Source organism: Cupriavidus sp. 2SB (assembly GCF_005503625.1).
GTDB lineage: Bacteria > Pseudomonadota > Gammaproteobacteria > Burkholderiales > Burkholderiaceae > Cupriavidus.
Genome location: NZ_SCMX01000015.1, coordinates 65280 through 91298 on the forward strand (window position 1 = coordinate 65280; position 26019 = coordinate 91298).

General features: G+C 65.3%; 21 protein-coding genes. All 21 read left to right on the top strand.

The features are described from left to right. The first annotated feature begins 1 nt into the window (after position 1). The 21 genes from FFS21_RS09815 to FFS21_RS09915 all read left to right on the top strand — a co-directional run bounded on the left by FFS21_RS09815 (position 2) and on the right by FFS21_RS09915 (position 26019). Complete coding sequence (locus FFS21_RS09815) at positions 2-2674, top strand: hypothetical protein (protein WP_137924639.1); 2673 nt, start codon at positions 2-4, stop codon at positions 2672-2674. 172 nt (positions 2675-2846) lie between these two features. Next, entirely contained in the window at positions 2847-3086 is a 240-nt protein-coding gene (locus FFS21_RS09820) for a hypothetical protein (RefSeq protein ID WP_137924640.1), read from the top strand. A gap of 40 nt (positions 3087-3126) precedes the next feature. After that, positions 3127-3702: a terminase small subunit-like protein gene (locus FFS21_RS09825; protein ID WP_137924641.1), complete on the top strand. Its 576-nt coding sequence runs from the start codon at positions 3127-3129 to the stop codon at positions 3700-3702. An 88-nt stretch (positions 3703-3790) separates the two neighbouring features. Then, complete coding sequence (locus FFS21_RS09830; protein ID WP_249359257.1) at positions 3791-5206, top strand: thioredoxin domain-containing protein; 1416 nt, start codon at positions 3791-3793, stop codon at positions 5204-5206. A 7-nt stretch (positions 5207-5213) separates the two neighbouring features. Next, positions 5214-5675, top strand: coding sequence for a GNAT family N-acetyltransferase (locus tag FFS21_RS09835; RefSeq protein WP_137924643.1), 462 nt, complete (start codon positions 5214-5216; stop codon positions 5673-5675). After that, on the top strand, positions 5672-6115 hold the full coding sequence (locus FFS21_RS09840) for a hypothetical protein (RefSeq protein WP_249359260.1): 444 nt from the start codon (positions 5672-5674) through the stop codon (positions 6113-6115). The genes FFS21_RS09835 and FFS21_RS09840 overlap by 4 nt, the downstream gene beginning before the upstream one ends. 2 nt (positions 6116-6117) lie before the next feature. Continuing rightward, positions 6118-6468 (top strand): hypothetical protein, encoded by a 351-nt coding sequence (locus FFS21_RS09845; protein WP_137924644.1) that lies wholly within the window; start codon positions 6118-6120, stop codon positions 6466-6468. 2 nt (positions 6469-6470) lie between these two features. After that, positions 6471-8174: a portal protein gene (locus FFS21_RS09850; protein WP_137924645.1), complete on the top strand. Its 1704-nt coding sequence runs from the start codon at positions 6471-6473 to the stop codon at positions 8172-8174. Between the two features lie 9 nt (positions 8175-8183). Continuing rightward, complete coding sequence (gene gp10 / locus FFS21_RS09855; protein ID WP_137924646.1) at positions 8184-8519, top strand: capsid staple protein; 336 nt, start codon at positions 8184-8186, stop codon at positions 8517-8519. Positions 8520-8561: 42 nt separating this feature from the next. Then, the gene (locus FFS21_RS09860; protein ID WP_137924647.1) at positions 8562-8903 is read left to right on the top strand and encodes a Bbp19 family protein; all 342 of its coding nucleotides are present in this window, start codon (positions 8562-8564) and stop codon (positions 8901-8903) included. Further along, the gene (locus FFS21_RS09865; RefSeq protein ID WP_137924648.1) at positions 8869-9555 is read left to right on the top strand and encodes a hypothetical protein; all 687 of its coding nucleotides are present in this window, start codon (positions 8869-8871) and stop codon (positions 9553-9555) included. Before FFS21_RS09860 ends, FFS21_RS09865 begins: the two co-directional genes overlap by 35 nt. Before the next feature lie 12 nt (positions 9556-9567). Continuing rightward, complete coding sequence (locus FFS21_RS09870; RefSeq protein ID WP_137924649.1) at positions 9568-10617, top strand: major capsid protein; 1050 nt, start codon at positions 9568-9570, stop codon at positions 10615-10617. A 28-nt stretch (positions 10618-10645) separates the two neighbouring features. After that, complete coding sequence (locus FFS21_RS09875) at positions 10646-11083, top strand: Bbp16 family capsid cement protein (protein ID WP_137924650.1); 438 nt, start codon at positions 10646-10648, stop codon at positions 11081-11083. A 10-nt stretch (positions 11084-11093) separates the two neighbouring features. Then, entirely contained in the window at positions 11094-11282 is a 189-nt protein-coding gene (locus FFS21_RS09880; protein ID WP_137924651.1) for a hypothetical protein, read from the top strand. A gap of 65 nt (positions 11283-11347) precedes the next feature. Further along, positions 11348-12031 carry a phage connector family protein gene (locus tag FFS21_RS09885; RefSeq protein WP_137924652.1) on the top strand — a complete coding sequence of 228 codons (684 nt, stop codon included), beginning with the start codon at positions 11348-11350 and terminating at the stop codon, positions 12029-12031. Beyond that, positions 12031-14112 carry a phage tail protein gene (locus FFS21_RS09890; RefSeq protein WP_137924653.1) on the top strand — a complete coding sequence of 694 codons (2082 nt, stop codon included), beginning with the start codon at positions 12031-12033 and terminating at the stop codon, positions 14110-14112. Before FFS21_RS09885 ends, FFS21_RS09890 begins: the two co-directional genes overlap by 1 nt. Next, a complete protein-coding gene (locus FFS21_RS09895; RefSeq protein ID WP_137924654.1) occupies positions 14102-14584 on the top strand; it encodes a hypothetical protein in 483 nt (160 codons plus the stop codon). The genes FFS21_RS09890 and FFS21_RS09895 overlap by 11 nt, the downstream gene beginning before the upstream one ends. Position 14585: 1 nt before the next feature. Continuing rightward, complete coding sequence (locus tag FFS21_RS09900) at positions 14586-15236, top strand: virion core protein, T7 gp14 family (RefSeq protein WP_137924655.1); 651 nt, start codon at positions 14586-14588, stop codon at positions 15234-15236. A 2-nt stretch (positions 15237-15238) separates the two neighbouring features. Beyond that, a complete protein-coding gene (locus FFS21_RS09905; RefSeq protein WP_137924656.1) occupies positions 15239-17431 on the top strand; it encodes a transglycosylase SLT domain-containing protein in 2193 nt (730 codons plus the stop codon). After that, complete coding sequence (locus FFS21_RS09910) at positions 17424-23180, top strand: LPD22 domain-containing protein (protein WP_137924657.1); 5757 nt, start codon at positions 17424-17426, stop codon at positions 23178-23180. The genes FFS21_RS09905 and FFS21_RS09910 overlap by 8 nt, the downstream gene beginning before the upstream one ends. A gap of 64 nt (positions 23181-23244) precedes the next feature. Continuing rightward, complete coding sequence (locus FFS21_RS09915) at positions 23245-26019, top strand: hypothetical protein (protein WP_137924658.1); 2775 nt, start codon at positions 23245-23247, stop codon at positions 26017-26019.

Consider the following 26019-nt stretch of genomic DNA (forward strand, 5'->3'; position numbering starts at 1 on the left):
TATGACTATCCAGATCACGCGCCTGACCAACGACAGCGCGCAGCTCACCAAGGTCTTTTCGCTCGGTGCTGACGGCCAGGTGGTCAAGCACACCAAGGCATTTCTCAGCCGCGGCGAGGCCGAGCGAGTCGAGGTCGAGGACCTGGCCGGGTTCTCGCGGCTGCTGCTATCGCTCAAGCACAACCAGGCACTGGCCTACGGCCTCGCGACGCGGCCCAAGGCCACGATCGTCACCAAGGACGTGATGCACGAGCACCCCGGCGCCATCGCGCGCAGCCGGGACTATTTCTCGTTCAGTGCGGGCGCCGCCATGTTTATGCTGGACCACGACGCCGAACACGCGTCTGACCCGCTCAACACGGCCGACGCCCTGCGCGACGCCCTCATCAAGGCGTGCCCTGCGCTGCGCGACGCGCCCATGCTGTGGTGCGCCAGCAGTTCGTCGTTCATCGAGCGCGACGACGGTGGCGCTCCCATCACCGGCATGCGCGGCCAGCGTCTCTATATCCCGTTCCGGCAGGGTACCGACATCGAGCGCGCCGGCCTCGCGCTGTACGCGCACACGTGGCTGGCCGGGTACGGCCACTACGTGGTGGCCAAGAACGGCCGGCTGCTCGACCGCTCTATCATCGACGCCTCGGTCTACCAGCCCGAGCGCATCGACTTCGCCGCCGGTGCGCAGTGCCACGCGCCGCTCGTGCAGCGCCGGCCGGACCACCGCATCTGGAACGGGGGCGCCGAACTGTTCGACTCGCGCCTCATCCCGGATCTGGACGCCGCCCAGCGTGCGCAGCTGCTCGAGGCGCAGGCCGCCGCCCGCGCCAAGGTCAAGCCCGAGGCCGACCGTATCCGTGCCCAGTACATCGAGGACGAGGCCCAGGGCCTGGCCGCCACGCAGGACATGGACATCGAGCGCGCCCGCATGGTCGTGCGCGCCGCCGTCGAGGACGGCACACTGTACGCCGACTACGTGCTGATGCCGGAGGAAGGCAAGCCCGTGACCGTGGGCGAGGTGCTGGACAACCCGAACCGCTGGCACAACAAGCGTTTCGCGGATCCCTGCGAACCCGGGTACCGCAACGACCGCCGCATCGCGTGGCTCAACCTGCGCAGCGGTGGTCGGCCTTACCTGTGGAGCTGGGCGCACGGAGGCATCCGCTATGACCTGGTGCGCCAGCCCAAGCTGCTCAAGCTGCAAGCGGGCGAGCTCTCGCGGATCGCGGACGACTCGCTCGCCATCATCCGCGACGCGGGCGACGTCTACGACTTCGGCGACGGCGCTATCGCTCGCGTGGCCGAGGGGCGCGTGCACCAGGTCACTGCCACCTGGATGCTCGACTACCTTGGCCGCGTGATCCGCTTCGAACGCTTCGACGGCCGCAGCAAGGACTGGGTACCGGCCGACGCGCCCGAGAAACTGGCCAAGTTCATCTGTGACCGCACGGGCGAGCGCGACCTGCCCAAGCTGACGGCGGTTATCACGGCGCCAACCCTGCGCCCGGACGGCACCGCGCTGGATACGCCGGGATATGACGCGGCCACCGGGCTGCTGTTCCTGTCCGATGACCGCGATCCGCTGCGAGTGCCGGTGTCCCCGACATTCGAGCAAGTGCAGGAAGCGTTTGCCGAGCTGTGGGCGCCGTTTGCCATGTTCCCGTTCGCGGACGACGAGGCACGCGGCGTCATGCTGGCGGCGCTGCTCACCGCGGTGCTGCGCCGGGCTATCCCCACGGCACCGGGCTTTGCCTTTGACGCCCCGGCGGCCGGTACCGGCAAAACCAAGCTCGCTCAGTGCGTGGCCGTGCTGGGCGGCAACAGCCCGGCGGTGTACGCGCCGCCACGAGACGAGCCCGAGGCATCCAAGGCGCTGTTCTCGCTGCTGCTGGGCGGCTCGGGCTGCGTGATCTGGGACAACATGGTCCGGCCCCTCGAGGGCGCCGTACTCAACGCGTTCCTGACCGCTGCCGAGTTCAGCGACCGGGTGCTGGGTGTGTCGAGCAACAAGACGGTACCGAACCGGGCGATGTTCATCGCCAGCGGCAACAACCTTTCGGTGCGCGGCGACGCCTGCCGGCGCATCCTGCGGTGCCGCATCGACGCGGCCACCGAGACGCCGTTCCTGCGCTCGTTCCCGTTCGACCCACTGGTCAAGGTGCGCGATAGCCGCCAGGTGCTGGTGCGGGCGGCGCTGACGGTCCTGCGGGGGTACCAGACCCTGGGCATTCCCATGGGCGAGGGCGAGCTCGCTTCGTTCGAGGCGTGGGACCAGCTGGTGCGCCAGTGCGTCGTGTGGTGCGCCGACATGGGCGTGGGCGGCGATGTGGGGCTCATGGATCCCGCCGCTTCGGCCATTCGTGCCGCCGACGAGAACCCCGAAAAGGTGCTGCTCGGCCGCGTCATGGATGCCTGGGTGGGTGTGTACGGGTACGAGCCGGTGTCCGCCGCCACCGTGCTACGAGGGGACACGGACAGCATGGAGGACTCGCCAGCACATGAATTGCTGCAGGAAGCTGTCGAAGAACTATCCGATGGTGACCGGGCATTCAGTGCCAAGCGTTTTTCTGCATGGTTGAACAAGCATCGGGACGAAGTGGTCAACGGGCAGTTTTTTGCGAATTCGCAAGATTTGCACGAAAAGACCCTCAAATGGAAAGTGAAACGGGTTAGGGGGTAGGTCGTTTTGCGGGTATCGCGGGTATTGCGGGTATTGTTTTAGCTGATGTACGAGAAGTGTCAGGTGTGTATATACGTGACAGTTTATAAAAATGGGCTGAAAAGATACCCGCAATACCCGCAATACCCGCAAACGTTGAATCTGCAAATTTTTGCGGGAAAGGAGGTGTGTCATGGCTAAGCGAACCGTGGCCGTGAACGACCTGGGTCTGCGCATAGGGGAAGACCATCCGATGGCAAAGCTCACGAACGCCGACATCGAGCGCTTGCTGCAGCTTCGGGCGGACACGGGGTGGGGCTACAAGCGCTTGGGGCGGATCTTCGAAATCTCGCCCAGCCAAGTCAAGCGCATCGTGCAGGGTCAGCACCGCGGGCAGGCCGCAATGGGTTACCGGACGATCGAGCAGGAGTAGGGTGCCTTTACCGCTCGGGTGTGGTCGGATACTCCCGGGCATGAAACTCACACCAGAAAAGCTCGCTGCGTTTTGCGCTGCCCTGTCCGAGACGTGCAACGTCGGCAAGGCGTGCAAGGCCGTGGACATTTCGCGGTGGACGGCTTACCACTGGCGATCGGAGATGCCGGATTTCGCCGCCGCGTGGGATGCCGCGATGAAGGTCGGTGTCACCGCCTTGGAGGACGAGGCACACCGCCGGGCATTCGAGGGGACCGACAAGCCCCTCACGCACCAGGGTAGGTTCACGTACCTGTTCCGCGAGGTGAAGGACGCGGATGGCAATCCGGTGATCGACGAGGCCACCGGCGCGCCGAAGATGGAGCCAGTGCTCGACGAGCAGGGCAACCACAAGGTGGCAGCGGTGCGCGAGTACAGCGATACGCTGGCCATCTTCCTGCTCAAGGCCCACGACCCGGACAAGTACCGCGAAAACTCCAAGGTCGAACTGTCCGGCCACCTGGCCACCACGGACATGAGCGATGACGAGATCCGGGCGGAGATCGCTGCACTGGCCGCATCTGGCGCGCTGCCCGTGACCCCGCAAGGCCCTGACGATGGGAGCGACCTCGTCTAAGGAGCGCGCAGCACTCGAGCGGCAACTGCTCCTGCTGCGCGAGCTCAAGCGACGCCATCCGTGGAGCCCACTGCCCGGACCGCAATCCATGGCCTACGCATCGCAGGCCAAGATCATCGGCTACGGCGGGGCGGCGGGTGGCGGCAAGACTGACCTGGCATGCGGCAAGGCGCTGACCAAGCATCGCAAGGTGATGATGCTGCGCCGTGTGGGTACCGAGCTCACGGGCATCGAGGATCGGCTCGAGGAGCTGATCGGCAACAAGCTCGGCTATAACGGACAGAAAAAGATCTGGCGCACCCAGCGCCCCGACGGCAAGCCCCTGCAGATCGAGTTCGCCAGCCTGCCCAACCCGGGCGACGAGCGCGGCTATCAGGGCCGCCCACACGACCTGCTGGTGTTCGACGAGGCGGCCAACTTCCTCGAGGCGCAGGTGCGGTTCCTGCTCGGCTGGCTGCGATCCGTGGACCCCGGCCAGCAGTGCCAGGCCCTGCTCACGTTCAACCCGCCGACGAGCGCTGAGGGTCGCTGGATCATCGATTTCTTTGCCCCGTGGCTCGACCCCAAGCACCCGTGCCCAGCCCAGCCAGGCGAGCTGCGCTGGTTCGCCATGGTCGACGGCAAGGAGATCGAGGTCGTGGACGGCACACCGTTCCTGCACGACGGCGAGACGATCACGCCCGAGTCGCGCACGTTCATCCCGTCGCGGATCGCGGACAACCCTTACCTGATGGGGACCGGCTACATGGCTACCCTGCAAGCACTCCCCGAGCCGCTGCGCTCCCAGATGCTGTACGGCGACTTCCAGGCCGGTATCGAGGACGACGCCATGCAGGTCATCCCCACCGCGTGGGTGGAAACCGCCATGGCGCGCTGGAAGCGACGCGACACCAAGCCGCGCATGGACTCGATGGGCGTGGACGTCGCGCGTGGCGGCAAGGACAACACCATCATCGCGCGGCGCCACGGCTGGTGGTTCGACGAGCTGCTGGCCTACCCGGGCACGCAGACACCGGACGGGCCCACCGTGGCCGGCCTGGTGATCGCTGCACGCCGGGACAATGCCCCCATCCACATCGACGTGATCGGCGTGGGGGCGAGCCCGTACGACTTCCTGATGCAGGCGAACCAGACCACGGTAGGCGTGAACGTGGCCGAGGCATCGGATGCGACCGACAAGTCCGGCCGGCTCACATTCGCCAACCTGCGGTCCCAGTACTGGTGGCAAATCCGCGAAGCACTGGACCCGGCCGCGAACAACGGCATTGCGCTGCCCCCGGACCAGCGGCTGCTGGCCGACCTGTGCGCACCACGCTGGCGGCTGCAGGGCAAAACGATCTACGTGGAGAGCCGCGACGAGATCATCAAGCGCATTGGGCGCAGCCCGGACTACGCGAGCGCGGTCATCCTCGGCCTGATCGACACCCCGCGAGTCGAGGACCTGCCGGGTGCCTCTACCCGCGCATCGTCCTCGTACGATCCGTACCAATCGCTAATCCGCTAGGGCCGCCATGCGCTCCCCCGTTGTCATCCGTCCGTGCACCGTCTCCGACCTCGAGGCATCGCCTTGCTTCGAGGCGCTGCTGGCCGAGTACGGCGCGGAGTCGGGCATTCCGGAGTTCGGGCCGCCCGTGGCGCAGATGGCGACGTACAAGCACCTCGAGGCGGCTGGCGTGCTGCAGGTCATTGCGGCGGTGCTGGACGGCGAGCTGGTGGGCTTTGTCACCGTGCTGCGATCCGTGCTGCCGCACTTCGGCAGGCAGGTCGCGATCACCGAATCGTTGTTCGTGACGAGCGAAGCGCGCAGCACGGGCGCTGGACTCGCGCTGCTGCGAGCCGCTGAGGACCTGGCGCGGGAGCAGGGCGGCGAGGCGCTGCTCGTGAGCGCACCGACCGGTGGGCGACTCGAAAAGGTGCTGCCCGGTGTCGGTTACCGCGAGACGGCCCGCATGTTCTTTCGGGAGCTGGCGTGATCCCGGCCGTCGTGCCCGATATCCCGCCGATGTCCGCCGAGGACGTCGAGCGCGTGCGGCGGCTCGAGAACCAGGTGCTGGCGCGCCCGCAGGTATCGCTGCGCACAGACCACGTGCTGCACGCCGGCATGTACGCCCGGACGGTATGCCTGCCCCCGGACACGTTGTTGACCGGTGCGCTGATCAAGATCGCCACGACGCTCGTCATCTCGGGCGACGTGCTCGTGTTCACTGGCGGCGAGACGCGGCGCCTGGTCGGGTACCACGTGCTGGCCGCAACCGCGGGCCGCAAGCAGGCATTCATTGCGTGCGCGGAGACTCACATCACGATGATCTTTCCCACGCAGGCGACCACGGTCGAGCAGGCCGAGGCGGAATTCACGGATGAGGCTGACCGGCTGATGTCGCGCAAGCACGGCCTCACCACAACGGAGCAATAGCCATGTCTGGTGGGATCTCAGCTACCGCAATTGCGGGCCTGGCCGCAGCGGCCATTTCTGCCGGTACGGCTGTCTACAGCTCGAACGAGCAGCGCAAGGCCCAGAACCGGGCCAACGATGCAAGCAAGGCCGCGGCGGACGCGGCCAAGACGGCGCCCGGCACGCAGGCAACGAAGGGCCCTGACCAGACGCTGCTCAACAGCGCGGCAGGTGTGGGTGACAACGCCACCTCCGGCAGCGCGGCCAACACGCTGCTGACCGGCGCCGCAGGCGTGGATCCGAACAACCTGCAGCTGGGCAAGAACACGTTGGGTGGCTCGATGCTGGGCGCCAATAGCCTGCTGGGTGCCTGACGATGGCGGCACCGAAGGCCAACGCGCCAGTCATCCCGAACCTGCGCAAGCGGTGGACCGCGCTCGATACCGAGTGGACCAGCTGGCGCGACGTCTATGCGCAGCTTTCGGACTTTGTGCTGCCATTCGCCGGCCGGTTCTCGGAGACCGATCGCAACCTCGGGAACCGCCGCTACGGCAACATCTTCGACTCGACCACCACCCGTGCGCTGCTCGTGCTGGGTGCTGGCCTCATGTCGGGTATGTCGAGTCCGGCTCGGCCATGGTTCCGCCTGGGCACGGCCGATCCGGAACTCGCGAACTACCAGCCGGTGAAGCTGTGGCTCAACGATGTGCAGCGCCGCATGCTGGACCTGTTCCAGCGCACGAACGTCTACCAGTTCCTACATAGCTCCTACCTCGAGCTGGGGCTGTATGGCACGGCCGCCACGTTTCTCGCGGACGACTTCGAGAGCGTCCTGTACGGCTATCCGCTGACCTGCGGCGAGTACCGGATCTCGGCCAACTATCGCGGCGAGGTGGACACGCTGGGCCGCAAGTTCCAGAAAACCGTCTCGCAGGTCGTGCGCGAGTTCGGCATCAAGAACGTGAGCCAGAGCACCAAGAGCATGTACGACGCGGGCAACCTCGACGCATGGGTGACGCTCTACCACCTCGTGGAGCCGCGCGCCGATCGCGACCAGAGCCGCCGGGGCGATGCGCTCAATATGCCGTTCTCGTCCAAGTACTGGGAGGACGGTGCCAAGAACGAGGAAACGTTCCTCCGCGAATCGGGGTTCGAGGAGTTCCCGGCGATCTGCCCGCGCTGGCAGCTGTTCGGCAGCGATATCTACGGCAACTCGCCGGGCATGGTGGCGCTGGGCGACGTCAAGCAGCTGCAGCACGAGCAACTGCGCAAGGCCGAGGCCATCGACTACCAGACCAAACCGCCACTGCAGGTGCCGACCGCGCTCAAGAACCGCGAGACGAACATGCTGCCGGGCGGGGTGACCTACTACGACAGCGCCACCCCGCAGGCCGGGATTCGCTCCATGTGGGACGTCAACCTCAACCTGTCGTACCTGAACGCGGACATTGCCGACGTGCGCGAGCGCATCAATGCGTGCTTTTTTGTAGACCTGTTCCTGATGCTGCAGGGGCAGGACCGCACGCAGATGACCGCCACCGAGGTGGCCGAGCGGCACGAGGAAAAGCTGCTGATGCTGGGCCCCACGCTCGAGCGGCTGCACGACGAGGCCCTGAATCCGCTGGTAGAGCGGGCGTTCGCCCGCATGCTGACGCTGGGCCTGCTACCGCCGCCGCCCGAGGAAATGCAGAACCAGCAACTCAACGTCGAGTTCATCTCGATGCTGGCGCAGGCGCAGCGTGCGGTGGGTGTGAACAGCACCGACCGCTACCTCATGACGCTGGGCAACATCGCCCAGATGAAACCCGAGGTGGTGGACAAGATCGACGCGGACAGCGCGGCGGACATCATCGCCGACCAGCTGGGCGTCGACCCCCGCATGATCGTGGGCAACGAGAAGGTGGCATTGATCCGCCAGCAGCGCGCCCAGGCGCAGCAAGCCGCCGCGCAGGCCGAGATGATGCAGCAGGCCGCCGGCGCGGCCAAGGATCTGGGCTCGATCAACACCGCCCAGCCGAACGGCCTGACGGACCTCATGAACCTGACCAGCGGCTACACGCTGCCGCAGTCCTACCAGTAGGAGCGCGACATGCAACTCGTATCGATGCAGATGACCGAGCAGGAGGCCAAGGAAGAAAGCTGCATCGCTTCGCCCTCCGAATCCGACCTGCCGCGCTATCCGTACGGTCTGTGCCTTGACCTGGACGACGAGACGCTGCAAAAGCTCGGAATCACGGACATGCCTGCCGTGGGCAGCACGATGAAGCTTATGGCGATCGTGCGCGTCACGCGCATCTCGCAGTACGAGAACCAGGAAGGCAAGGACGGCAGTCTCGGCCTGCAGATCACCGACATGGGGCTCGACTCGGATGCAGCGCCGGCCGCTCGCTCCGACGCGCAGATAGCCTCGACGCTGTACCGCTAGGGGTGTCCTTACCTCCGCACGCGGCCCGTATTCTCCGGACACATGAGCGGATACGACCCCACTGACATTCGGGCGCAAGAGAGCGCCAGGCTCGACCGGGCCCGCAAGGCCGAGCACGAGCAACGCGTGTTGATGGACGACGTAAGCCGATTGATGAGTCGCAAAGAAGGGCGCCGCTTTGTGCGCCATCTCCTCGGCGCAGCTGGCACCTACCAATCGTGCTTCAGCACCAATGCCCTGCAGATGGCCCATAGCGAAGGCAAGCGGGAAGTCGGCCAGTACCTCCTGGTGCTGCTGCAGCAAGCCTGCCCCGAGCGATACCTCGAAATGCTCTCGGAGCACATGAAAGATGAGCGAAGCAGCGACCGGCCAAACGCAAACTGATTCCGGCGTGACGCAGACGGATGGCGCGACGACCACCACGGTGGCCGAAACGACGACCGTCGATCAGCAGCAACAGCAGCAAGGGACCGAGCAAACGGGCAAGGAAGGCGCAACCGCGGAAGCTGGCAAGACCGACGACCAGTCGGGCAAGCAAGGCACCGACGACGCCAAGCCGACACCCAAGGCCCCCGAGCAGTACACGGATTTCACCGCGCCCGAGGGCACGAGCCTGGACTCCGCACTGACCGGTGACCTGAAAACGCTGGCAAAGGAACTGGACCTCTCGCAGGAAGACGCGCAGAAGGTCGCAGATCTGGGCGTGAAACACGCGCAGTCGCTGGTGGCGAAGCAGGCGGAAGCATTGACCGCTGCAGCCACCGAGTGGGAAGCGCAAGCCCGTGCCGACACCGAATACGGTGGTGACGCTTTCGAGGCAAACCTCGGCGTGGCCAAGAAGGCGGTGGATGCGTTCGCGACGCCCGAGCTGAAAAAGCTACTGAACGATACCCGACTGGGCAGCCATCCGGAGATGATCCGGTTCATGGTCCGGGCGGGCAAGGCAATCAGTGAGGACCGGTTCGTCGGCGGGCGTGCTGCATCTGGTACGCGCTCGGTGGAAAGCCGGTTGTACGCGAACACCAAACAGAAATAAGGAGCCCGGCAAATGGCTACTCTCCCGGCAAATGGCGGTGCTGTCACGCTGACCGACTTCGCCAAGTCGATCAATCCCGATGGCTCGACCGCTGCAGTCATCGAACTGCTGAACCAGTCGAACGAAGTCCTGCAGGACATGGTGTGGAAGGAGGGCAACCTCGCCACCGGCCACCGCACCACGGTCCGCACGGGCCTGCCGACGCCGACGTGGCGCAAGCTGTATCAAGGTGTTCAGCCGACCAAGTCGAAGCGCGCACAGGTGGACGACGCCTGCGGCATGCTCGAGGCTCGCAACGAGGTGGACGTCGACCTCGCGGACCTGAACGGCAATACCTCGTCCTTCCGCCTGTCCGAAGCGCAGGCCGAGATCGAAGGCATGAACCAGGCTCTGTGCCAGGCGCTGTTCTACGGTGACACCTCGGTGAACCCGGAACGCTTCATGGGCCTGTCGCCGCGCTACTCGTCGAAGACCGCACTTAACGGCCAGAACATCATCGACGCGGGTGGCACGGGTGCAGACAACACCTCGGTGTGGCTGGTGGTCTGGGGCGAAAACACCGTCACCGGGATCTACCCGAAGGGTTCCGAGGCCGGGCTGCAGCACCAGGACCTGGGCGAAATCGATGCCTTCGACCAGCAGACCCCGCCGGCGCGTTTCCGCGCGTATGCGGATCTGTGGAAGTGGAAGTGCGGCCTGACCGTCCGCGACTGGCGCTACGCCGTGCGTATCGCGAACATCGACGTTTCGGACCTGATCTCGCAGACCGGCACGCAGCTGCCGACTGCATCGACGGCCCTGATGAAGGTGATGATCGACGCGCTGAACCGCATTCCGATGATGTCGATGGGCAATGCCGTGTTCTATGCCGCACGCACGGTCAAGGGCCAACTGGCCAAGGCCGCGCTCGACAAGTCGCAGAACGCGGTGACGATCGACGTCGCCATCAACCAGTTCGGCCAGGTCGTACCGGGCTATCTGGGCAATGGCACCACGCGCTTCCTGAGCATCCCGGTGCGCACGGTCGATCAGCTGCTGCTGACCGAATCCCGCGTGGTCTAAGGCAACGACATTCAAAGGAGTCATAGCCATGATCCTCGACACCCAAGAACAGTTCTCGTCGTTGCAATCGATCGTCTCGGCGGCCGGCGACGTGGTTTCCACCAACGTCTACGACACCGGCGCCGCCGCTGACGTGGGCATCGGCGAGGAAATGTACATCGTTGCTCGCCTGGGCGCGGCCGTCGCCTCCGGTGGCGCCGCCACCGTGCAGGTCGTGCTGCAGACCGACGACAACGTCGGCTTTGCCTCGCCGCAGGAATTTCCGCTGACCGGCGCGCTGGCCCTGGCCGCGCTGACCGCGAACACGGAAATCGCCAAGCAGCGCCTGCCCATCGGTCTCGAGCGGTATATCCGCGTGGTCTACCGCATCGGCACCGCGGCAACCACGGCCGGCACGATTGACGCCTTCCTCGTGAAGGACGTCCAGGCCAGCAAGCCGTACGCCGCCGACTTCACCGTTCGATAAGGAGTAGCACATGCTGGTACGAGCACTCAAACAAGGTTACGCCGGCAAGGGCGGCCACCAATTGCGCGAGCCGGGCGACGAGTTCGAGATCGAGGACGACGTCGCCAAGGTCTCACTCGAGCGTGGCGATACCTGGTTCGAGCCGGTGAAGGAAGAAAAACCGGGCGCCCGCAAGCCGAAGGCTGACGACCTCGCCTGATCGGTCCTGCGGACTAGTGAACCAATTCGGGGGCCCGCGTGGCCCCCGTTTTCGTAGGTGCATCCATGGCATCCCAAGTCGATATCTGCAACCTCGCGCTGTCCCGGCTCGGTGACGCGGCCACCGTGGCGAGCATCGACCCGCCCGAGGGCAGCCCGCAGGCCGGGCGGTGCAAGCAGTGGTACCCGATCTGCCGCGACCTCGTGCTCGAGGCGCATCCATGGTCGTTCGCCACGCGCCGCGTGGCGCTGGCCAACCTGCCCGCCGTGACGCCATCGTGGCAGTTCGCCTACGGCAAGCCGGCCGACTGCCTCAAGGCGTGGGCCGTGCTGCCGTCGGACGCGCTCGATGACTACAGTGTTGGACTGCCGCAGAGCTATGGCTCGTTCACCGGCATGCCGATGGACCGCGTCATCGATATCGGTGCCGCATATACGCCGCAGGACTTCGACGAGGAAACCGCTGCCGATGGTACGGCTCTCATCCTGACCAACCAGCAGAACGCGGTCCTGCGCTACACCTACCGGCAGAACGACCCGACGCGCTACACACCGTCGATGACTGATGCGTTCGTGCTGTTGTTGGCGTCGTTCCTGGCTGGTCCGATCATCAAGGGCGACGCCGGTCAGGCTGTGGGCAAGGACCTCTACAAGCTCTATGTGGCGGCGCTCGCCATCGCGAAATCGCAGGATTCGATGACGCGCCAGATCCACCCGAAACAGGTCGTGCCCTGGATGGCGAGGCGCTGATGCCGAACGTACGCACTCTTGACCGCTCCTTTTCGGGCGGGGAGATCAGCCCCGAGATGTTCGGGCGCGTGGACCTGGCCAAGTTCCAGACGGGGCTCGCTAAGGCGCTGAACTTCATTGTGCTGCCGCACGGCCCCGCGGTGAACCGGGCGGGTACCGAGTTCGTGCGCGAGGTGAAAGACAGCTCGAAGCGCACGCGGCTGATCCCGTTCTCGTTCAATACCCAGCAGACCTTCGCACTCGAGTTCGGGCTCAACTACGTGCGGTTCCACACCATGGGTGCCACGCTCGAGGACCCGCCCGGCACCGCGTACGAGGTGGCCACGCCCTACGCCGAGTCCCATCTGTTCGATATCCACTATGTGCAGTCAGCCGACGTGCTGACGCTGGTGCATCCGAAATACCCGCCCAAGGAGCTGCGGCGCCTGGGCGCCACAAGTTGGACCCTGACCGACATTTCGTTCTCGCCGCAGGTGCAGCCGCCCAGCGGACTGGGCGCGGTGACGGCAGGGCCAGGTGGCGGCAACCCGCACACCTACACCTATGTGGTCACAGCCAGCCGCGTGGACGGTACAGTGGTCGACGAGTCGGTCGCCTCGAACAGCGCATCGGCCACCATCGATCTGTCCGTGGCTGGCAACACCGTGACGCTGAACTGGTCGGCGTCGCCCTCGGCGCCGGATCGATATGACGTCTACAAGGCCGAGAACGGCGTCTACGGCTTCATCGGGCGCGCGGTGGGCCTGTCGTTCGTGGACGACAACATCTCGGCGGACATGTCCGAGAGCCCGCCCAGCGGCCTGAACCCGTTCGTGGGCCCGGGCAACTACCCAGGCGCGGTGTCCTATTACGAGCAGCGGCGCGCCTTTGCCGCCACCGAGAACCGCCCGCAGACTATCTGGATGACGCGCTCGGGCACGGAAACCAACCTGACGCAGTCGATCCCGACACGTGACGACGATGCCGTGATTTTCCGCATTGCCGCCCGCGAGGTGAACTCGATCCGGCATCTGGTGCCGCTGGCCACGCTCGTCGTTCACACAGCCAGCGCGGAATGGCGCATCCAGTCGACCGACAACGGGGCGCTGACGCCGAACACCGTCTCGGCCAAGCCGCAGAGCTACACGGGCTCGAACAACGTGCAGCCCGCAGTGGTGGGCAACAACATCATCTTCGCGCGGGCGCGCGGCGGCCGGGTATCCGAGTTCTCCTATGCCTACGACAACCAGGGCGGCTATCGGTACCAGGCCGCCGACCTGTCGCTCGTGGCGCCGCACCTGTTCGAGGGGTACACGATTCAGGACATGGCGATGGCCAAGGCGCCATACCAGATCGTCTGGACTGTGTCCTCGAGCGGGGAAATGGTCGCCTGCACCTACGTACCCGAGCAGCAAGTCGCCGGCTGGCACCACCACAACACGGTCAACGGTGCCTTCGAATCGGTGTGCGTGATCGGCGAGGGTGATGAGGACGCTATCTACACGATCGTGCGCCGGACCATCAACGGGCGCATGGTGCGCTACGTGGAGCGGTTCCACACCCGCCAGTTCGAGGACCAGGCCGACGCCTATTTTGTCGACGCGGGGGTGTCGTACAACGGCACGCCCATCGATACCATCACGTCGGGCCTGAGCCACCTCGAGGGGCAGACCGTCAGCATTCTGGCCGACGGCGGCGTGCTGCCGCAGCGCGTTGTCACCGGCGGCGCGATCAAGCTGGATTTCCCGGCCAGCAAAATCCAGGTGGGGCTTCCTATTACCGCGCGCCTGCAGACGCTGCCTATGTCCTTCGAGACGCAGGCGCTCGGGCAGGGCAGGGCCAAGAATGTGAACAAGGTGTTCCTGCGGCTGGTCAAGTCGTCAGGCATCTGGGTCGGCCCGAGCTTCGACACGACGGAAATGTCCGAGTTGAAGATCCGCACGGACGAGCCATGGGGAACGCCGCCCCGGCTACAGACTGGGGAACTCGAGCAGGTGCTCGAGCCGTCGTGGAACCAGGACGGCGGAGTGTGTATCGAGCAGCGCGACCCGCTGCCGGTGACGATTGCCGCCATGTCGATGGAGGTGGCTATTGGCTCGTAGCCCGCGCATCGAGGTCCGGGTACCGACCGAAGCGGACGGCCGGTACCTGATCGACCATCTGCGCGAGGCCGACCGTCTCGAGGTCGAGGCAACGCTCGGCGATGCCTGCCCGTATGCAGCGATGGAACTTGTTCTGTCGCGCTGCAGCCACGTCTGGGCGGTGTTCGCCGAGGACCGGCTCCTGATGATCGGCGGTCTCGTGCCCGTGGGGTCACTGCTCACGACCAACGAAGCCGAGCCGTGGATTCTCGGCACGGCCGACCTCGACCGGCTGCCGGGTGTCCTTACTCGAGTCGCGCTCCGTTACCTTGCGGTCATGAAGGGGCATTATCGGCGCCTGTCCAACCACGTCGATGCGCGGAACGTCAAAAGCATCCGATGGTTGAAACGGCTGGGGTTCAAGGTGCATCCGCAAACCGTGCCCTTTGGCCCATACGGCATGCCATTCCACCTGTTCGAGATGGACCTATAACATGTGCTTCTCCGCTGCTGGCGCCGACACCTCGGCCGCGTCCTCCGGCTCGTCGATGCTCGGCGGCTCTGGCGGGGGCTTTATGTCGCTTGCGCCATCCATCATCGGCGCCATCGGCGGCGCGGCCACGGCGGGCAACAAGGCCAGCGGCCAACGTGCCGTGGCCGACTACAACGCAACGATCGCCGAGAACAACGCCAACCTGGCCGAGCTGCAGGCCCAGGACGCCGTGACGCGCGGCCGGCAGGCCGAGTCAGACCTTTACCGGCAGACCGGCCAGCTGATGGGGCGCCAGCGCGCGAACACTGCTGCGAACGGCGTATCGCTGAACGAGGGCTCGCCCGTAAACATCGAGGCGTCAACGCGCTACATGCGCGACGTCGACCTGGCCACGCTGCGTAACAACGCAGCGCGATCGGCGTGGGGCTACAACGTCCAGGCGGATAACTACCGCGCGCAGAGCAAGGCGTACCGCGCGGCTGGCGATGCGTCCAGCCCGGGGGCAGCCGCTGCCACGTCGCTGCTGGGCAGTGCCGCCGGCGTGTCGTCGAAGTGGTATGACATCTACAAGAACACAGGCTCCGGCACTGGCACCGACACGATGCCGTCGGGCAGTTCGGTGTTCAGCTCATCTGGCTTTTTCGGGGACTGACGATGGCGCGAGTTCCCACCTACGACGCTCCGCAAGTTGCACGGCAGGGCCTGCCGGATGCGCGCCAGCAAGCCGCGCCAGTCGGGCTGGCTGTCGATGTGGCCAACAACCAGGCCGCTGCGCTGAACCGCGCCAACGATCAGGTAGCCGACGAGACGTTCAAGATTGGCCTCGACATGCAGAAGCAGGCCAATGCCCTGCGCGTCGACGACGCCCTTAATCAGGCGCGTGAAGCCGTGATGGACCTGAGCTACGGCAAGGACACCGGCTACACGAACCTCAAGGGGCGCGACGCGCTCGAGCGCGCCAGCGGCCAGCCGTTGGCCGACGAGTACGGTGGCAACCTGAACCAGCGTTTCGGCGCTATCGAACAGAGCCTGGGCAACGACGCCCAGCGCCTGGCGTTCCGCCAGCGCGCCAACGATATGTCGACACAGTTCCGTGCCAGCGTCATGCAGCACGAGAACCAGGAATTCAAGAACTACGCACTGTCTACGGGCGAGGGAATTATCGCCACACGCCAGCGCGAGATCGGGCTCAACTACGACAACCCGGCCATGGTGGCCGATGCCGTGACATCGATCCGCGCGCAGGCGTACAACATCGCCAAGCTGACAGGAAAGTCGGCCGAGTGGGCGGAAATGCAGGCCCGCCAGCAGGCCAGCAATGCCCACCTGGTGGCCATCGACGCCGCGCTGCAGAACAACAATCCGCGCTTCGCCGACGCCTACCTCAAGAACAACGCCAAGGACATGGACGCGAACGACATCCTGCGCGCCAATGGTCTGATCACCAAGCAGCTCGACGTGCAGATCGGCAACGCCGCCGGCCGGGACGTCATGACGCGGGCGCTGCCCGCGCTGGTGCCGAGCGATGCCGGGCGGCTGACCAATCTCGTCGTGCAGTCGGGCTCGCCCGAGGCCAGTGGCCTGGCCGAGTTCGTCAAGCAGCAGGAGAGCGGCGGCAAGCGGTACGGCAAGGATGGCCAGCTGCTGACGTCGCCCAAGGGCGCCAAGGGGGAAATGCAGGTGCTTGACAGCACCAACACGAACCCCGGATTCGGCGTGCGGCCGGCGGCTGACAACAGCCCGGACGAGCGCGCCCGCGTGGGCCGCGACTATCTCGACGCCATGCTCAAGCGGTACCAGGGTAACGTGCCGCAGGCACTGGCCGCGTACAACGCGGGGCCGGGCAGCGTCGACGCCGCCATCCGCGAGGCCAACAAGAACGGCACGCCGGCGCAATGGATGACCTATCTGCCGAAGCCAGGCGAGACGATCCCCTACGTGCAGGGCATCATGAAGCAGTACAGCGCGGGCGGTGGCGCGCCGGCCAAGCCCACCGAGTTCGAGCTGCACCAGCAGGTCGACGCGCTGATCGACCCGACTCTACGGCCCGAGCAGAACAAGGCCGCGCGCCAGGTGGTGTCGCAGCAACTGGCCGACCTGAATAAGGCGACCAAGCAGCGCGAGGACGAGGCCGTGGCCAACGTGCAGTCGGCGCTGATCGCCAATGGCGGCCGCTTCACGGATCTGCCGCTGAACCTGCGTTCGTCGCTCCCACCGGGTCAGTACGACAACATGCTCGCGTTTGCCGACAAGGTGGCCAAGGGCCAACCTATCGAAACGGACTGGCAGCTGTACTACTCGCTCAAGTCCGACCCGCAGGTGCTGGGCGCGGCCAACCTCATGGCGTTCCGCAACCGGCTGGGCGAGTCGGAGTTCAAGCAGCTGACAAACGAGCAGCAGGACCTGCGCCAGGGCAAGACCGACGCCATGACCAACCTGCGCACGGGCAAGGACTACCTGAACCAGTACATGCGCGAGGCCGGCATCGACCCGACGCCCAAGGACGACGACGCCAAGGGCGCTGCCGTGGTGGGCCGGATCTGGAACGCCTACGAACAGCGCATTCGGGCGCAGGAATCGAACATCGGCCGCAAGCTCAAGCCCGAGGAGCTGAAGCATGAGGCGGCCGCGCTGTTCTCGGCCGTCGAGGTGAACCGTCCGTTCTGGTTCGACAAGCAGTTGCCGGCTGCCGCCGTGGCGCCTGACCAGGTCATCACGGTACCGGCGACCGACCGCGAGCAGATTACCCAGGCCCTGCGTTCCGCCGGCAAGCCGGTGACCGACCAGGCCATTCAGGATGTCTACCGGCGCGCGCGTGGCGTGACGCCTTTCAAGCGCAATGGCTGAAAACCAATACCTCGACATCGTTCGACAGGACGCGGTCCAGTCGGCCGTGAACCCGTATTCGCAATTCGTGGATGCGGGGGACGGCGCGGCGGGCACGCCTGGGCGCCTCTCCATGATGCAGGTAGCGGACCGCAATCCCGACGTCGAGGCGCGGCTGCAGGCTCTCGCCAAGCAGTACGCCGTGCCGGTCGATTCGGTGAGGCTGCAGGAGCCCGACTACCAGCGCCGCGCCACGGTCGACTCGATCGACTACCAGACGCTGGCCAAGGATTACCCGACGACGGCGGGCATGATCTACGACACCCAGAAAGCTGCGGTGTCCTACGATGACACGCCGAACCTGTCGGCCATCGAGAAAGGGGTGCGCTTCCTGACGAACTCGGGCCGCGCGCTGGTGTCGGCTATCCCGCAGTTCAATGCCTCCGCGTGGGGTGTGGCGCAGGCCGGCGCCGACGCGCTTGCCACGATCACCAGCCCGCTGGCCGGCACGATCCTGCCGGAGAACCCGTTCGAGCGCGTGTCGCGTGGCATCGCCGAGCTGCGCCAGCGGCAGGACCAGACCACCAAGGAAATGATGCCCAAGGGCACGGGCGTGCTGGACAGCGGATGGTATTCCGGCCTGCAGTCGCTGGGCCAGATGGGGCTGGCGCTGCCGGCCGCCGTGACCGGCCAGCCGCAGGCGGCGCTCGGTATCCTGTCGGGGATCACCGGCGGCCAGGCGTACGGCGAGGCGCGGGACAAGGGCCTGCCATTCCAGCAGGCGCTGCCGTTCGCCGCGTCGCAGGCGGCAATCGAGTACGCCACCGAGAAGATCCCGGTAGCGCGGTTCCTGACCGATATCCGCGCCGGCACGCCGTTCTATTCGATGCTGGCCCGCAACATGGCCGCCGAGGTGCCGGGCGAGCAGGTGGCCACGATCCTGCAGGACCTGAACGAGTGGGCGGTCCTGAACCCCGAGAAGCCGTTCACGGCCTACCTCGAGGAGCGGCCGAGCGCAGCCGCCCAGACGCTGATCGCCACCTTGGTGGCGTCGGGCGGTGCCGTGAGCACGGCCAAGGGCGTCGAACTGGCGGCCGACCGGCTGCGGGGACGGAATTCGGCAGTGCAGCAGGGCATGGAGGACGGCACGATTCTGGCCCAGCTCAGCGAGGCCGCCGCTGCGTCCAAGCTTCGCGCACGCGATCCGGAAACGTTCCGCGAATTCGTGGCGCAGGCCGCCGAGGACGGCCCGGTGCAGGACGTCTATATCGACGTCTCCCAGCTGCAGGCGTTGGCCCAGTCTGGCGTCGACCTGTCCGCGCTGGCCGCCGCGTCGCCGTCTGTCGCCGAGCAGCTGCCGGTGGCCGCTGCCACGGGCGGCATGGTGCGCATCCCCATCGACGAGTACGCCACCACCGTGGCCGGTACCGAGATCGGCGACGCGCTGCTGCCGCACCTCAAGACCGACCCGGCGGGCATGACACGCGCCGAGGCCGAAACGTACATGCAGGACCAGGCCGGCCAACTGCAGCAGGAAGTCGAGCGCACGCTGACCGAGCAGGCACCGCAGGACCAGTTCAACACCTCGCGCGCCGTGGTCGAGCAACAGGTGCTCGAGCAATTGAACCAGGTGAACCGGTTCACCGAGGATGTGAACCGCGGCTATGCCGCGCTCATGGCGAACTTCTACGGTGTGCAGGCGCTGCGGCTGGGAATCACACCCGAGGAAATGGCCGCGCGGTATCCGCTGCGGGTGCAGGCTGCGCTGGACCAAGGAGCGCAAAATGGACTACCGAGAGCTTCTACAAACACCGGGACCGCTGCACCAGCGGAGTCCGGCGCTGCCGCTTCCGTGGCCAATGAATCCCGTCCTGCAGGCGATGTATCTACGGTTCAGTCCGGTCAGCCACCGGCTGCAGTAGCGGGCGCCACCAGCACGCTGAACCAGAATGTGCCTCGTGGCTGGGGTGGCGAGGGACTGAACGAGCGCACCGACGTGCCGCCGGTGTTGGGCGGCAACACGCGCGGCGCCGTGTCGTTCGGCAAGGACATTACCCAGCAGCCCACCGTCATCACGCTGCTGCAGAATGCCGACCTGTCCACGTTCCTGCACGAGTCGGGCCACTTCTACCTTGAAGTGCTGACTGATATCGCCCGCCGGCCGGACGCGCCGGAGGAGATCAAGGACGACGTCCAGGCGCTGCTTGACTGGTTCGGCGTGCCGGACCTCGCCACGTGGGACAGCTACGACCTCGAGCAAAAGCGGTCCTACCACGAGCAACTGGCGCGCGGCTTTGAGGCGTACCTGTTCGAGGGCAAGGCGCCCAGCGTCGAACTGCAGGGCATGTTCGCCCGGTTCCGCGCCTGGATGATCAACGTTTACCGCTCGCTACAGGCGCTCAACGTCAGCCTGACCGACGAGGTGCGCAGCGTGTTCGACCGCATGGTGGCGTCGTCCGACGCTATCGCGGAGATGCAGGCCGTGCGCGGCATGGCTCCGCTGTTCGAGTCCGCCGAGGCGGCGGGTATGTCGCCGGACGAGTGGCAGGCATACCAGAACCTGGGTGCCGAGGCACAGGCGGACGCTACGACCCAGCTCGAGGCGCGCAGCCTGCGCGATATGCGCTGGTTGTCGAACGCCCGCAGCCGCACGATCAAGGCCATGCAGAAGGAGGCCGAAGCCAAGCGCGCCAGCGTCCGAGAGGAGGTGGCGGGCGAGGTATACGCCACTCCGCTGTACGGCAGCATGCAGTTCCTGAAGCGCGGCACGACCACTGCCGGCGGCGAAACTGCCGACATGAGCGACGTGCCGCACAAGCTCTCCATTGAGGCGCTGACCGATATGTACGGCGGCGAGGCCGACAAGTTCGCGCTGCTCGACTGGTCGAAGCTGGGCTATGGCCAGTACGGCATGCTGGCGCGCGATGGCCTGCACCCGGACGTCGTGGCCCAGATGTTCGGATACACATCGGGCGACCAGCTGGTACATGCGCTGCTCGAGGCCGAGCCGATCGACCAGGTCATCGACCGCATGACCGACCAGCGAATGCTCGAGCGTTTCGGCGACCTGTCCGACCCCGCCGCCATCCAACGTGCGGCGGACCTGGCTGTGCACAACGAAGGCCGGGCCAAGTTCGTGGCCACGGAACTGAATGCCCTGAACCGCGCCACCGGCCAGCGCCAGGTGCTGGTGCGCGCCGCGCGCCAGTTCGCCGAGGCCGCCATCGCACGCCTGCGCGTGCGCGACATCAAGCCCAGCCAGTACGCGGTGGCCGAGGCCAAAGCCGCACGCGCCGCGCAGGAAGCCCTGCGCAAGGACGATCTCGCCACGGCCGCTGTGCAGAAGCGCAACCAGCTGGTGAACAACTACGCCACCCGGGCGGCCTACGCAGCGCGCGAGGAGGTCGACAAGTCGGTCGATTACCTGACCAAGTTCGACCGCGAGGGTGTGCGCAAGAACGTGGACCCGGCCTATCTGGACCAGATCGACGGGCTGCTCGAGCGTTTCGACCTGCGCAAGGGCACAACCCTGCGCGAACTCGAGAAGCGCAAGAGCCTGCTCGAGTGGGTGCAGTCGCAGGAGGAGCAGGGCCTGCAACCAGTGATCGACCCGGCGCTGATCGACGAGGCCAACCGCAAGTCGTACAAGGACATGACGCTCGAGGAGCTTCGCGGCCTGACGGATGCGGTCAAGAACATCGAGCACCTGGGGCGTCTGAAAAAGAAACTTCTCACGGCCAAGGACCAGCGCGAGTTTCAGGCCGTGGCCGACGCCATTGCCGCCACGATCACGGACAACGCCAAGGGTATCGTGGCTGAGCGTCGCATTTCCGACCGGGGCCCGCTGGTCGACGTCGCGTCCCTGTTCCGGAATTTCCTTGCGGATCACCGCAAGTTCGCCAGCGTCGTGCGCCAGTTCGACGGCTGGAAGGACGGCGGCGTGGCGTGGGAATACCTCGTGCGCAATATGAACGGGGCCGGGGATTTCGAGGCCGTCGAAAACGAGAAGGCCACGCTCAAGCTGCAGGAGCTTTTCGCGCCGGTGCTGGCCGGCGGCAAGCTGTCGGCCAAGACCTATTTCCCTGCGCTGGACAAGTCGTTCACGCGCGAGGAGCGGATCGGCATGGCGCTGAACATGGGCAACGAGGTGAACCGCGAGCGCGTGCTCTCGGGCGAACGCCTCTCGCCTGGCCAGCTGCAGGGCGTGCTCGATACCCTGACCAAAGAAGATTGGGATTTTGTGCAGGGCGTGTGGGACTATCTCGAGTCGTTCCGCCCGCAGATCGCGGCCAAGGAAAAGCGCCTGACCGGCGTCGAACCGGCGTGGGTCGACCCGACCCCGGTGCAGACCAAGTTTGGTGAGTACAAGGGCGGGTACTACCCGATCAAGTACGACCCGCTGCGCAGCACGCGCGCCGAGGCCGACACCAACGCCGAGGTGCAGCGTCAGATCGAGCGCGGCATGTACACCCGCGCCATGACGCGGCGCGGGCACCTCAAGGAGCGTTCCGAGTCCACCGGCCGACCGATCCGCTACGACATGAACGTGGTGTTTGAGCACGTCCAGCAGGTGGTGCACGATCTGGCGTGGCACGAGTACCTGGTCGACGCGAACCGCCTCCTGCGGGCCGGCGTCGTCGACTCGGCCATCCGGGCGCACTACGGCCCGGAGATCAACCGCACCCTGCGCGACACGCTGCGCGACGTGGCCATTGGCAACATGGGTGCGCTCGACTCGCTCGACAAGCTCATGAACCATCTGCGCACCGGCTCCACCATCGTGGGCCTGGGCTGGCGCGTGACCACCTCGCTGCTGCAGCCGCTGGGCCTGACACAGACAGCGGCCCGCATCGGCACGAAGTGGATGCTCAAGGGTATCAAGCATTGGGCGGGCGACTCGCTGCGTCTCGAGAACTCGGCCAAGCAGATCTATGGCATGTCGGATTTCATGCGCTTGCGCGCCAAGACCATGCAGCGGGAAATCAACGAGATCCGCAACAAGGTGCAGGGCAAGGACAGCAAGCTGCAGGCGTCGTACTTCTACCTGATCCAAAAGGCCCAGCTGATCGCGGATATCCCAACGTGGTGGGGTGCCTACGAAAAGGCCATGGCGGAAAACGGCATGACCGAGGAACGCGCCATCGCGCTGGCTGATCAGGCCGTGATCGACACGCAGGGCGGCGGCCAGGTGAAGGACCTCGCCGCGATCCAGCGCGGCGGTGCCGGCAAGAAGCTGTTCACCTCGTTCTATTCGTTTTTCAACACCACGTACAACCTTACCGCCGAGGTGGTGGGCCGCACGGATTTCCGCAACCCGCGCGACGTCGCCATGCTGGTGTGCGACCTGCTGCTCCTGTACACCATCCCGGCCGCCGTGAGCACGCTGGTGAAGGCCGCGCTGCACGGCGACGATGACGACGAGAAGCTGCTGCGCAACCTGATCGCGGACCAGTTGAACTATCTGTTCGGCACGATGGTGTTGTTGCGCGAGGCGGGCGCCGCCGTGCAGGCCACGACCGGCACGGGTGGCGTGGACTACACCGGCCCGGCGGCGGTGCGTTTCTTTGCCGAGCTGGCGAAGCTGGGCAAGCAGGTGCAGCAAGGCGACGCCGACGAGGCATTCTGGAAGGCGTTGAACAGCGTGGCCGGGATCATCTTCCACTACCCAGCCGGGCAGATCAACGCGACCGTGAGCGGTATCAATGCGATGGCTGATGGCAAGACGGAGAACCCGGGCGCGCTCCTGGTAGGGGCGCCGCCCAAGAAATAGGCGGGTGCCTCTACCGGCAAGTTCGGGTTCGAGAATTACCCCCAGAATCTAAAGGGGTCCGACCTTGACCATTACCAGCACCACCCGCAAAGCCGGCCCGTACTTGGGCAACGGCGTCACCACGGCGTTTTCGTTCGACTTCAAGGTATTCAAGAAGGAGGACGTGACGGTCATGTATACCGACGCCAACGGCGTGGATTCGGTGCTGACGCTGGATTCGGACTACAGCGTCGTGCTGAACGCGGACCAGGACAACAACCCCGGCGGCACGATCACGTACCCGCGCGTGGGCAGTCCGCTGGCCGTGCTCAACGATGAGCAGAAGCTGACCTTCACCGGCGGGCTGGCGTATACGCAGCCCACCGATATCCCGAACCTGAGCCCGTTCTTCCCGCAGGTGGTCGAGGATGCGCTCGACCGCGCCGAGATCCAGATCCAGCAGATCAAGGAAATCAGCGACCGTTCCGTGAAGGTGGGCGTGAGCGACGACCCGCTGGCACCGCTGCCGGGCAACCAGGCGCGAGCCAACATGTATTTGGGGTTCGACGCCATCGGTGGCCTTACGCTGTTGCCTGCTCCCTCGTCGGTGGGCGCTGGGGATCGCATCCCGTTCACCCTTACGTCGGGCGTCGACTTCCAGCCGAATGACACACAGGTAGTGCTCCCGCGCGCGCCGGGCGTGCCCGGCAACATCGAGGTGCACTACGACGGTGTGCCGCAGGAATTCGGCGAGTGGTCGCTGAACGGCCAGATTCTGGTGTTCGCCTCTCCGATCCCGAACTACGTCTCTGAAATCTGGGGCTATATCGGCACGACGCTGTCCACCGAGGTGCCACCCCCGAATTCCATCTCGGACGCGAACGTCACGGCCAGCGCGGGTATTCAGTCCACCAAGCTGTCCTATAACCTGGGCGTTACCGGCTCGGTGCCGCGCACTGTCTACGCGACCCTGCGTGACGAGGTCAGCGTCTTCGACTTCCTGACGCAGGCGCAGGCAGATGATGTCACCTCGGGAGCATGGACGCTTGACGTGACGGCGGGTATTCAGAAGGCGATCGACTATGCGTCCATCACCGGCAAAGTGCTTCACGTGCCGGCCGGGCTGTACAAGATCGTGCCGGCCACAGCGGTCACGAGCGAGGCGGGCGCCGAGACTGTTGCGTTCGTGATGAAGTCGAACATGCACATCGAGGCCGAGCGCGGCGCGGTGTTCAAGCTCGCCGACAACCAATCCACGGACGCCGCGCCCAAGGCGCTGGAAATGTTCTTTACCAACCAGGTGCTGAACAAGGTCTCCTTGCGGCGTCTGAGTATGGACATGAACGGGGCCAATAACCTGATCAGCCCGGGGCGCGGCTCGGGCACGTATGACGTATCCAAGAACATGGCCATGATCTGCGTGAGCGGCACGCCTGGTGGTGTGGCTGCGCGGATCAACGACATGCTGGTTGAGGAGTGCTCGTTCCTGAACACTTCTGGGGTGTGCTGCATCGTGGCTGCGCAGACCAACACTATCGGCGCGACGCTGGGTGCTCGCTGGACTGTCAAGAACAACCTGTTCTACAACAACGGCACCGACACCAGCGACCACACCAGCGTATTCGCGTGGGCGGATGACTTCCTCACCGATGGCAACGTGTTCTGGCAGTCAACCCCATACGCGACCGTCGGCAAGGCCGGCGGCGTGACGGCCTTCGAGGTGCATGGCTCTAACCACCGTTTCGTCAACAATTACGTTCAGAACTATTTCCGGGGCATGTGGGTCGGCCCCAATTATACGGCCACGCTCGACAACACTCTGATCTCCGGCAATGTGTTTGTCGTGAACTTCTATGGTGTCGATTTCTTCCGCTTCGCGGCGAACCAGACCACCAGTCGCAACACACTCATTACCGGCAACATCTTCAATGTGGACGACACCACGTTTGCGGGCGCGCCAGACCAGAAGGCGGTGATCAACGTCTCGCCGAGCTATTCAGTGGGCGACGTGAAGGTGATCGGCAACATTGCGCTGAAGACGGGGACAGGTGTCAGCTCAGTCTTTACGACAGTCGCGCCAGGGACCAACGCGAACAACCCAATCGATCGGGTATCCGTGACTGGCAACAAGGCCACGGGCTTTTGCTTCGGTGTTGGCGCGTTCTGCAATGGCACGAACGGTATCGGCTTCCTGAATATCGAGGGAAACACGTGGACCGATTTCAAGCCGGCCGGCGTGACGGCCGTCTCGGCTGGGTCGTTCATCAACGGATCGACGACCGGCGTCTCCTCGCTGGCGGTTGGTACCAACTACGCAATCGACACGAACCCGGCGGGGCTGTTCCACTACGGCTACTACGTCCAGGGCACTGTCACGGACTTCTTCCTCGGCCCACAGTTCTACAAGGGCTTGGCGGTGTCGAACTACTTCGAGAACGCTTCGAACATCACAAAGCGCAAGGGCTTCTTCGAGAACATCTCGTTCACGCCGACGATCATGGCCGGCGCATCGACGATGTCGCTCGGCAACGGCACGCTCACGGCCACCTATTCGTTGAACAACGACCTGGTAGAGGTCGACGTGAAGCTGACGGTGGGCAGCACGACGAGCTTTGGTGCTGGCGGGAATATCACGATCTCGATGCCGTTCACGGCCGAGGGCAACGGCAAGACCTACATGGGTAACTGGCGGATCTTCGACGGCTCGATCTTCGCGCAAGGCGTCGCCGCCGTCGATGGAACGACCAACACCATGAGCATGAGCGTGAACAGTGGCGGACTTGTCTCCAGTTCTGCGCCTGTTTCCCTGTCGACCGGACGTGTCGTTTCGAACCAGATCATTTACCGAAAGGCAGCATAA